The organism is Candidatus Margulisiibacteriota bacterium (assembly GCA_028706105.1).
GTDB lineage: Bacteria > Margulisbacteria > Riflemargulisbacteria > GWF2-35-9 > DYQY01 > DYQY01.
The window spans coordinates 21,843-32,552 of sequence record JAQWCF010000009.1 but is presented as its reverse complement, the minus strand read 5'-3'; the positions used below and the strand labels follow the sequence as shown (position 1 = coordinate 32,552).

10 protein-coding genes are annotated in these 10,710 nt (G+C 33.7%); 9 read left to right on the top strand and 1 reads right to left on the bottom strand.

Annotated features, from left to right (window positions below):
* Positions 1–158: 158 nt before the first annotated feature.
* Together PHF25_01750 and PHF25_01745 are read left to right on the top strand one after the other, a co-directional pair.
* Entirely contained in the window at positions 159–650 is a 492-nt protein-coding gene (locus tag PHF25_01750) for a hypothetical protein (protein ID MDD4526743.1), read from the top strand.
* Positions 651–795: 145 nt separating this feature from the next.
* Positions 796–1,773, top strand: coding sequence for a PP2C family protein-serine/threonine phosphatase (locus PHF25_01745; GenBank protein ID MDD4526742.1), 978 nt, complete (start codon positions 796–798; stop codon positions 1,771–1,773).
* A 218-nt stretch (positions 1,774–1,991) separates the two neighbouring features.
* Here PHF25_01745 and PHF25_01740 read toward each other — a convergent pair whose 3' ends face one another.
* On the bottom strand, positions 1,992–2,756 hold the full coding sequence (locus PHF25_01740) for a SigB/SigF/SigG family RNA polymerase sigma factor (protein ID MDD4526741.1): 765 nt from the start codon (positions 2,754–2,756) through the stop codon (positions 1,992–1,994).
* 69 nt (positions 2,757–2,825) lie between these two features.
* On the opposite strand from PHF25_01740, the gene PHF25_01735 reads away from it, so the two are divergent.
* Genes PHF25_01735 through murC form a run of 7 tightly spaced genes read left to right on the top strand, consistent with a single transcriptional unit; the run spans position 2,826 to position 10,709 of the window.
* Entirely contained in the window at positions 2,826–3,986 is a 1,161-nt protein-coding gene (locus PHF25_01735; GenBank protein MDD4526740.1) for a UDP-N-acetylmuramoyl-L-alanyl-D-glutamate--2,6-diaminopimelate ligase, read from the top strand.
* Positions 3,974–5,101 (top strand): Mur ligase family protein, encoded by a 1,128-nt coding sequence (locus PHF25_01730; GenBank protein ID MDD4526739.1) that lies wholly within the window; start codon positions 3,974–3,976, stop codon positions 5,099–5,101. The genes PHF25_01735 and PHF25_01730 overlap by 13 nt, the downstream gene beginning before the upstream one ends.
* Positions 5,094–6,029: a phospho-N-acetylmuramoyl-pentapeptide-transferase gene (gene mraY, locus PHF25_01725; protein ID MDD4526738.1), complete on the top strand. Its 936-nt coding sequence runs from the start codon at positions 5,094–5,096 to the stop codon at positions 6,027–6,029. Before PHF25_01730 ends, mraY begins: the two co-directional genes overlap by 8 nt.
* Positions 6,022–7,245, top strand: a complete 1,224-nt coding sequence (murD, locus tag PHF25_01720) for a UDP-N-acetylmuramoyl-L-alanine--D-glutamate ligase (GenBank protein MDD4526737.1) — start codon at positions 6,022–6,024, stop codon at positions 7,243–7,245. The genes mraY and murD overlap by 8 nt, the downstream gene beginning before the upstream one ends.
* Complete coding sequence (gene ftsW, locus PHF25_01715) at positions 7,202–8,335, top strand: putative lipid II flippase FtsW (protein ID MDD4526736.1); 1,134 nt, start codon at positions 7,202–7,204, stop codon at positions 8,333–8,335. The genes murD and ftsW overlap by 44 nt, the downstream gene beginning before the upstream one ends.
* A complete protein-coding gene (locus tag PHF25_01710; protein ID MDD4526735.1) occupies positions 8,335–9,336 on the top strand; it encodes a UDP-N-acetylglucosamine--N-acetylmuramyl-(pentapeptide) pyrophosphoryl-undecaprenol N-acetylglucosamine transferase in 1,002 nt (333 codons plus the stop codon). The genes ftsW and PHF25_01710 overlap by 1 nt, the downstream gene beginning before the upstream one ends.
* Positions 9,333–10,709: a UDP-N-acetylmuramate--L-alanine ligase gene (gene murC, locus PHF25_01705; GenBank protein ID MDD4526734.1), complete on the top strand. Its 1,377-nt coding sequence runs from the start codon at positions 9,333–9,335 to the stop codon at positions 10,707–10,709. Before PHF25_01710 ends, murC begins: the two co-directional genes overlap by 4 nt.
* The last annotated feature ends 1 nt before the right edge of the window (position 10,710 follow it).

Here is a 10,710-nt window from a genome sequence, read left to right as displayed (position 1 = left end):
ACCCAAAAAATGCATTATAATTTTTCGATGCCCACCCCTCGTACGATTTCTGCATGTTTTTTAATGCGCTGATAAGTAATTCCAAACAAACATAATATATCAATGCATTATTTAAGTTCTGCTTCGACAATTTAATATAAAAATTAAGGAGACATACCATGTCAATATCCCTGCAAGGATTCGTACGAAAATCAATGACAACAGTAGCAGAAAGAGAAATATTAACTAAAGCTGATTCTGATGGAAACACAAAACTTGAAGGGAAGGAACTTCTAACCGCGGTAGGTCAAATAACAAAAACAGTTATATTTACAAAAGCAAATAATCCAGCTTTAGCGGAAAGATATTTACGAGAACGACTTAAAATTACAGATACACCAACAGAAGTTGATCAAAAAGCGATGAAGGAATCAAGAGACCCAGAATCCTATAAATGGGACAAACTTGCACAAGAAGCAATAGAGTACTCCAGAAATGAACGATTAAAAAAATCAACATCCAACGAAACGAAAGCTCCCAAGACGGAAACAATAAAAGCAAAACCTATTGAAGAGAAAGTTCCTGCGGTACAAACAACAGAACCAAAAACTATTGAAAAGCAAATAAATAGCATTTTAAACGGAATTCCTACGCCAACAGTAAAAAAATAATTATCGAAAAGGTTCAAAACCCACCAATAAAATTTAGAAAGCCTACACTTTTAGTAGGATTTCTAGTTCTTACCCCCCTATTGATTTTGCATATCTGATGCTAATATTCTTAAATATAATCATTGGGGGCTAATTACGAACAACTATGTTAATTCATATTATATATATACTCATATTCTTAATAATAACTGCTAATCTTCTTCTTTTACTTAAAAAAGAAAAAGATTTAAAACTACTCACTATTAAAGAAACAGAAACACTAAAAAATGATGCAGAAATACGTAAACAAGAAGCAGAACTGCTTATAAAAACTACTGACAGGAACCAAATGAAAAACAAGCGTGATTTAGATATGGCGAGAAGAATACAAAGCGGACTACTCTCTACCAATAAAATCCAATACAAAAAATACCAACTTACTGCACTTTGCATGCCTGCAGAAAAAATAGGCGGAGACTTTTTTATTATGGCTAAGGACATAAAAAATAAAATACAATCCACGGACAATGAACAAGGTGTAATTACTCTAAAAAACAAAAAAGATGAAACACTCAACTTTGCCATTGGAGACGTTTCTGGTCATGGAGTTGCGTCTGCTCTTGTAATGATTCTATCCAAAAATACATTAGAAGATTTGTTTGCTCAGCAAATCCAACTTAAGCCGATGATGGAAATAGCCAACAAACGTTTACTTGAGTATACAGAAGGAAGCGCCATTAACTTTGTTACTATTTTCAGTGCAACACTTGATGTCACCAACAATAAATTAACTTATTCTAAAGCAGGACACACTGCCCCAATACTTCTGAAGAAAAATAATTCTGTTGTCTTGCTAGAAACTGAAGGTGTTTTTCTAGGAATGTTTGAATCACCAGAATTCGAACAAAAAGATATTATCCTAGAACAAGGCGATAAAATATTTTTATACACAGATGGATTAACTGAAGCAAAAGATGAAAACGGAGAATTATTTGGGACTCAAAGATTAATTAAAATACTCCAAGACAACAGTTGGCTCTCAGGCGAGAATCTTTTTCAAAAAATCTTAGATGACATTAAAGAATATAGCAAAAGCCCCACCACTGATGACGATATTACAATGATGCTACTGGAATATAGCTAACCTCACCAGCTCAAGTTTCTTTCATTTATTCAACTACCTAAATTGTAGCTACCTCTCCTAACAGAGAGGTTTAGTTACTGTACAGTTTTATATTTACTTAAAAGAAAGGGTTTATCAACAATACATAAGGATTCCCACTCTCTCTGCCAGGAGAGGGGGATAAAAAAATATAACTACTACCATGAAGTAACTTTAGGGGGTGAGGCTGGAAAAGGGTGTTATATCACTGAATTTTTTTGAATATATCTAGATAATTTATCAATAGCATTCTTAATTAACCTAGATACGTGCATTTGAGATAATCTAAGATATGTCGCAATTTCATGCTGAGAAAGGTTGTCATAATATCTCATATAAATAATCCGTTGCTCTCGCCTGTTTAAAATATTAGCGATAGCAAACTTTAGTGTTTCTCTGTCTATTATCTTCGATTCAAGATGGTCAACACCTAAAGAATCCATCAAGGACGATCTAGCATCTGAAACAACTTCTCCGCTTCTCTCTGTCACAAAAGCAGGAGAATCCAAACTCAACGCCCTGCTGGACTCACCAGCCTCCATCGCTTCCAAAACTTCTTCCTCTGAAGCATGAAGCGTTGTTGCTATCTCTTCAATCGTAGGCGAACGATCATAATCTTGTTGAAACTCAAAGGCTAATTTTTTTATTTGGGCATTAAGCTCATGCAATCTTCTAGGAAGCTTCACTAATCTAGCGTGATCTCTAAAATAATGTTTTATCTCACCAACTATCATTGGCATAGCATAAGTAGCAAAAGCAGCATTATAGCTTGGGTCATAATTGTCCATGGACTTAATGAGTCCAATAATCCCAACTTGGATCAGATCCTCTAATTCCTCACCTTTACCCAAAAACTTACGTGCAACATATATCACAAGGTTGTAGTGCTGTTCTATAATTTGATCTTTAAGTTTTGGATCCTCTGCTTCTCTGTATTTAATAAATAATTCTTTGCCTGTTAACAAAGCGACCCCTTTTTTTGAAATATCTCAGTATTGCATTTGCTTCTGTTATAGCCTTATAATTCTTGTTATATGATACAGTATGACACCAGAAAAATAAACATGAATGACATTTTTTTAGCTATCGACAAAGGTCAAAACTATATAACTAAAGAATTGATAGAAAAAACCAAAAAAATCATCAAAATTGACAAAAAATCTGTCTTCAAATATCTTAGCACACTCTGGACCCTAGACATGGATAAAATTCAAATAATAGGCATTACTGGCACAAACGGAAAAACTACTGTTACTTACTTAGTCCATGAAATTCTCCAACAAGCTGGAGCAAAGCCCAGAGTAATTGGAACAATAAATTCGCCTCTAACCACTCCAGAAATATTTGATCTCTTATCTATAATCAAAGATATGCTAGAAAAAAAAGAAACGCATCTTATCATGGAAGTTTCCTCCATAGGAATAGAAGAAAATCGAATATATGGGCTACCTTTTACTGTAAAACTCCTTACTAATATTACCCAAGACCATTTAGATTATCACAAAACTTTTAAAAACTATGTGAACGCTAAATTTAAGTTCTTAACAAATCCCTTTGGCAAAACAATATATCCCTCTACCTATAAGCAAGTTAAACTAAACTTCGAACACAAACTAATTGGTAAATTTAATGAAAACAATCTCAAAGCTGCTTTTGCTATTTGCCAAGCACTTAACATTCCGATAAAAACAATCGAGCTAGCATTAGCTAACGCACTACCACCAAAAGGAAGGTTCGAAAAAGTCGCCATTCATAAAACTTATACTGTTGTAGTGGATTACGCTCACACTCCAGACAGTTTGGACAATGTTCTCAAAGAAGCCCGTAAACTTACAAATACAAAGCTTATAACTGTTTTTGGTGCTGGTGGCGATAGAGACAATAAGAAAAGGCCCCTCATGGGTAAAGTTGCTGACAAATGGGCTGACACTATTATTGTTACTTCTGACAACCCTAGAACCGAAGACCCTCAAACAATAATTGACCAAATAGCTTCTGGTATAACTAATAAGAACAAATTAATAATACAAATAGACCGAAAAGAAGCTATTAAAAAAGCTTTAGAAATTGCAAAAGAAAAGGATTTTATAATGATAGCTGGTAAAGGACACGAGGACTATCAGATAATAGGTGTTAATAAATCACACTTCGATGATAGTGAAGTAGTAAAGGAACTAGCCCTTTGTATTCAATAGATACTCGTAAAATTCAAGATAATGACATATTCATTCCTATTAAAGGTGAAAATTTTGACGGACATAGCTTTATCCCTGCTATGGTTAAACGGAAAATTAAAGTGCTGGATGTAAATCTACAAGAATATGCCCTGCACCATAGAATTAACAATATAAAAGCAACGGTTATTGGACTAACTGGTAGCTCTGGCAAAACTACACTTAAAGACATGCTCCATCAAATACTGAGCATTAAGTATACAGTGCACAGCACCTTTGAAAACCAAAACAACGAAATTGGAGCACCGCTAACAATTCTCAATGCTCCTAATAATGCTGACTTTATTATTGTAGAAATGGGCATGAGACACAGAGGAGACATTAGCTACTTAGTAAATATTATAAGACCTGACATTACCTTAATAACTAACATTGGATTAGCACATCTTGAACTCTTAAAAACACAACGAAATATTGCTTTAGGTAAATCCGAAATTTTTAACTTTCCTAAAGATAAAAACAAACAATATTTAACTTTTTTGAACACTACAATTGATTACTTTAATTTAGTAAAGACTAAGGCTATACAAAATGGATTTAAAATAAATTCAATAACCGAAAATGATGCATTGTTATCTAGCCAAAAGCTAGCTACAGCCTTAGCACTTCAATTTGGGATCGCCCAAAAAGACATCGATAACTTAAACCTAAAGTCTACAAGCCCACATAGAGAAGAAGTCCTAGAATGGAAAGGGAATATTATTATTGATGATGCTTACAATGCTAATCCTAAGAGCATGGAATTCTCAATAAATAAAACCAAAGCTAACTATCCTGACAAAAAAATCATTACAGTCTTTGGCGAAATGAAAGAACTAGGGAAAAAAGAAGATTTTTTCCACAAAGAACTAGTAAATACAGTTATCCACGACCAAAAAATTGAAAAAGCGATATTTTATGGAAATACATATCTTCGAATTGAGAAAAAGGACGACAAATGTTACTATTATACAGACAAATCATTGATACTGAACAAGCTCAATGAAATACGCCCAAATAATAACGTGATTCTTTTTAAAGGTTCACGATCAACTAAAATGGAAACAATAATAAAGGAACTTATAAAAAATGACTAACATAATCCTAACAGCCTTTGTTCTGTCCCTAGTATTAACAAATATTCTAATAAACATTCTAAAGCAAGCCAAAATGCGTCAATATATTTTAAAAGATGCACCAGAAACACATATGGTAAAAGAAGGAACACCCACTATGGGTGGACTTGCTATCTTGATTAGCACTCTAATTTCTCTAGCTATCTTCCGTTCCGCCATTGATTTCAATATACTCATGCTCACCTTTCTACTAGTTTCTCACTCTTTTATAGGAATACTTGATGACACAAATAAAATAAGAAAAAAACACAACAAAGGTATGTCCGCTAAATTAAAACTGATATTACAGATTTCTTTTGCCTGTATTTTTGCTGGCATTTTGGCAGTATCGAACAACTTCATTTACATCCAAGGTGCGCTGCAATTTCTACCACCAATGTTATACTATATTTTTATAATTTTCATGATTGTTGGCACATCTAATGCTGTTAATTTAACAGATGGATTAGATGGACTAGCTGCAGGACTAACGATTATTTCGTTAATTGGCTTTGCTTATCTAGCCTTTATTAGCACCAATATAACCATCTTAATTTTTATTCTAATAATGATTGGTGCATTGCTAGGGTTCCTTTGGTTTAACATTAATCCAGCTAGAATATTTATGGGCGATACTGGTTCTTTGTCTTTAGGAGCAATCTTGGCTGGCATTGCAATTCTCCTACATAAAGAACTTATGCTTATCCCCCTTGGCTTAGTATTTATCGCTGAAACCCTTTCTGTTATGCTACAAGTTAGTTATTTTAAAATAACTAAAGGCAAGCGAATTTTCAAAATGTCTCCCATTCACCATCACTTTGAACTTTGCGGATGGTCAGAAAATAAAGTAGTTCTTAGATTTTGGATTATTGGAATAATAATGTTAATAATTGCGATAAAAATTGGCTAAAAACATTAATATTTCTTCCATTAAAAAAATTACAGTTTTAGGTGAAGGCAAAACAGCTAAAGCTGTTATAAAGAAACTTAATGAATTAGCTCTATTCGAATTAACAAATGATACTACAAACACTGACCTTGTCATAATTTCTCCTGGCTTAGACCCTAAAAAATATACTTTGGGAATTACAGCTCCAATTATTAGTGAAATAGAGCTGGCATATTTACTTTTTCAATACTACCAGAATCCCCCAAAACTTATAACAATTACAGGCACAAACGGAAAAACAACAACAACAGATTTAATTTCACAACTATTAAACATCCCTTCCGCCGGTAATATTGGAGTGCCACTAATAGAGTTTGTTTCCAATAATCCACTCAAGGTCCCCAAAACAATTTCATTAGAAGCGTCTAGTTATCAACTAGAAATGTCGCCTAACTTTAAACCTGAGATTTACATCTTAATGAATATAACTGAAGACCACCTTGAAAGGCATGGCACAATGAAAGAATATGCCAGAATTAAACTAAAAGTACTACATTTACTTACTGATAAAGATTATTTTATTTATAACAGTAAAGACTCCTTTATAATGAGTTTTCTATCTAAAAACCAGATAAAAGCTCAGCTAATTGACCTCCAAGACAGAGAATCAGTTAGCCAATTTCTAAAGGAATCACCGCTACTCGGTGAACATAATCAAGAAAATCTTAGTGCTGCTATAAACGCATCACTAATTATCAATCAAGAGTCTGTTACAGTTGATAAAATCAAAAACATTAAGGCCTATCCGCATCGCTTGGAAAAAGTTAGAACAATCAACAATATTGAATTCATAAATGACTCCAAAGCGACTAACCCAGACTCTACGATTGCTGCACTTAACTCTATTCCTAGCGAAAAAATTATCCTTCTTTTAGGTGGAGATAAAAAAGCAGTTTCCTACCAAACAATGTTTAATTTAATTAAAAAAAAGAAAGTTCGCTCAATAGCCTTTGGCGGTGCAAGAGACTTCTTTTATGAAGAACTAAAAGATAGCAATCTTTTGCTAGGCAACACACATAATTTAGAAGAAGCTATTAATTTAGCCTATAACAAATCTAATAGTGGAGATATCATCTTATTGTCTCCTGCCTGTGCAAGCTTTGATATGTACAAAAACTTCGAGGAACGTGGCAATGATTTTAAACAAATTGTATCAGCAATTCCCAACAACAAGTAAACCCGACTTTAAATTACTAGGGCTAGCTGTTTGGCTTACTATTTTTGGGATAATTATGATAATGAGTTCATCCAATGTAATTGGCTACCAAGAGCATAACCAAAGCTTTTACTTTGTCACTAGACACTTCATCTTTATTTTCATAGGAATTTTTGCTTTTTTTACAGCTTACATTTTTCCACACCAGTTTATTAGAAGATTTTCTTGGTTGATACTGTCTGGTGCTATTTTTTTAACAATGCTAACACATATACCGGGCATTGGAATTACTATAAGTGGTTCAACCAGATGGATTAAATTTTTAGGACTTACCTTCCAACCTTCTGAGTTGGTTAAATTTGCTGCATTACTATTCACTGCTGATTTTTTAGATAAATATCAAGAAATAATAAACAAAAACTTAAGGTTGTTTTTAGTTTTAGTTGCGATAATAGGCGCCTCTGCTTCTGTCGTTCTTACTCAACCTGACTTAGGGACAACTATTGTTATTGGAATGGTTTTTTTAGTACAAATTCTTATTGCCTGTGTACCAATGCAGTGGCTGTTGTCTATGGGTGGACTCGTAGGATTAGTTGGTGCGCTAAGTATACTAGCAAGACCATATCAATTAGCTAGAGTGCAAGGATTCTTAAATCCTTGGGCTGACAAATATGGCAAAGGATTCCACGTCATACAATCAATGATTGCTGTAGGTTCAGGTGGGCTTTTTGGTCTAGGGTTTGGACAATCAAGACAAAAATTCTTTTATTTACCTCAACAATATACGGATTTTATTTTTGCAATCATCTGTGAGGAATTAGGATTTATCCTAACAATTATCCTGTTTTTATTACCAATGACTATTTTTTACATAAAATGCTATTTTGTTGCAATTAGACAAACAACACTATATTCCAAACTACTTATCATCGGAATAACTACTTGGCTTTCTTTTCAATCTCTCTTTAATATTGCGGTCTCTATCAACCTCGCACCAACGAAAGGTATAACTCTTCCCTTTATTAGTTTTGGGGGGACATCAATTGTTATGGCTCTCGCAGTAACTGGAGTTATCATGAATGCTTCCAGATATCAACAAAGGATTCATTAATGATAGTTTTTACCTGCGGAGGAACTGGAGGGCATATCTCTCCTGCCTTAAATCTTGCTGACAAGATTAATGAAAGTATTACGTTTATTGGTGGCGACAGACTAGAAAAACTAATGATTAAAAACTATGATTTCATCTGCCTACCGTCATTAAAAAGAGATTTGTTTAACATTGTTATTAGTATGTTTAAAGCAAGAACTATCTTAAAAAAATTAAAACCCAAATTTATAGTCTCAACTGGTGGCTATGTTACTCTCCCAGTTGGAGTCGCAGCAATCTCATTAGGTTTGCCTATTATTCTACTTGAACAAAACAGTATTCCTGGCAAAACAAACAGATTTTTAGCTAAATTTGCGAAAGTTATTTTTACAGGTTATCCAATTACTTCTTTTTCAAAAAAGAAAACTATTTTCTCCGGCAATCCCGTTGCTCAAACAATAAAAGGAAAAAAAACAAAACTTCTAGTCTTTGGTGGTAGCCAAGGCTCAAAGGCTATTAATGAACTTATTGCAGACAATCTCACTGCTATTTCCTCATTAGGACTAGACATTGTCTGGCTCACTGGAGAAAAGACATATCCGGAGATAATAGAAAAAATAAAGGCTAAAAAAATAGCAGATAATCTATACCAAGTGACCGAAATTAAGCTAGAAATATACCCCTTCCGCAATGATATGCCTGAACTACTTGCTTGCACAAAAATAGCGATTAGTCGCTCAGGGGCGATGAGTATCTCTGAGCTTACTGAGAATGGAATACCTTCGCTCTATATTCCCTACCCTTATGCGACAAATAATCACCAAGTTTTTAATGCAAAGTTTATTGTTGAAAACAATGGTGGAGAAATGATCTTAGAAAAAAGCTTAAATAAAGATAACTTACTAGAAACCCTGAATAAACTTAATACAAACAGTAAGAAATACCAATCTGCACTTAATAAATTGCCTAATAACGCAAGTGGTATTATCATTGATACTTTGAAAGAAAAAGGATACTTATGATACTAGAAAATAAAAACATTCATTTTATTGGAATAGGCGGAAGCGGAATGAACCCGATTGCTTCTGTGCTTGTTGATATGGGATACAAAATCTCCGGCAGTGACATAAAAGAAAACATCCATACTCTTTTGCTGAAAGATAAAGGTGTTCAAATATTCTATGGACATGATGTAAGTAATATTAGAACGGCAGAAATTGTAGTAATTTCTGCTGCAATTAAAGCAAATAACGTTGAATTAAAAGGAGCAATTAGTCATAACCTCCCTATTCTAAAAAGAGCAGAAATGCTCTCATATATTATGGATCAACACAACATTCGTCTTGCAGTAGCAGGAACGCATGGAAAAACAACAGTAACCAGCTTCATCTCTCACTATCTTTGCTCTATTGGAAGAAAACCAACCTACATTATTGGTGCACCGTTAAAAAACACTACAATTGCCTCCCAGTATGGTCAAAAGGATTTTTGCGTTGCTGAAGCAGATGAAAGTGACCGCTCTTTTCTTTTTTTGAATCCTAATATTATTGTAATCACAAACATAGAAGAAGAGCATATGGACCAATTTAAAGATATTAAAGATATTTTAGATGCATTTAATAACTTTATTAAAAGACTCGATAAAAACAACAATCTTCTGATTGTTAATGGTGACAATGAAAACATTAAAAAATTGAATGTTAAAGGCAAAAAAGTTATAACCTATGGCTTTAATAATAATAATACAGTACAAGCTAAAAACTTAATCCAAACGGATGGTAGAAAATCTTTTGACGTCTATGTTGATGGAGAACTAATTGCCTCTCAAGTTAAATTAAACATACCTGGTAAACATAACATTGAAAACTGTTTAACTGTTTTTGCTTTAGCAAAAAACTTTAACCTCAGTTACTCTGATGTAGTTAAATCATTCCAGACATTTGAAGGCGCAAGTCGCAGATTTCACAAGGCTGGCGAAGTTAATGACATTATGATATTTGATGACTATGCCCATCACCCAACTGAAATTAAATCCACACTAGAAGCAGCCAAAGAGTACAACAGAAGAATAATCGCGATTTTCCAACCACATCGTTATTCAAGATTTGCAGCTTTTCAAAAGGATTTTGTTACATCACTATCTGTCGCTGATAAAGTCTTCTTTACGGAAGTTTATGCTGCTGGAGAAGACCCAGGTAATGTCAAAGCAATAGACATTTTACCTATGTTTGAAAAAAATAAAGCTGAATTTATCCCCATAGTTAGTAATATTCCTCCGAAAGTAGCAGAAATTGCAAAAGCTGGTGATTTGATTATAACTTTAGGAGCAGGAGATGTAACCTTCGTTTCCAAAGAAATTGTACAAATTCTAAACATGAAAAAAGTAGACAACTAAA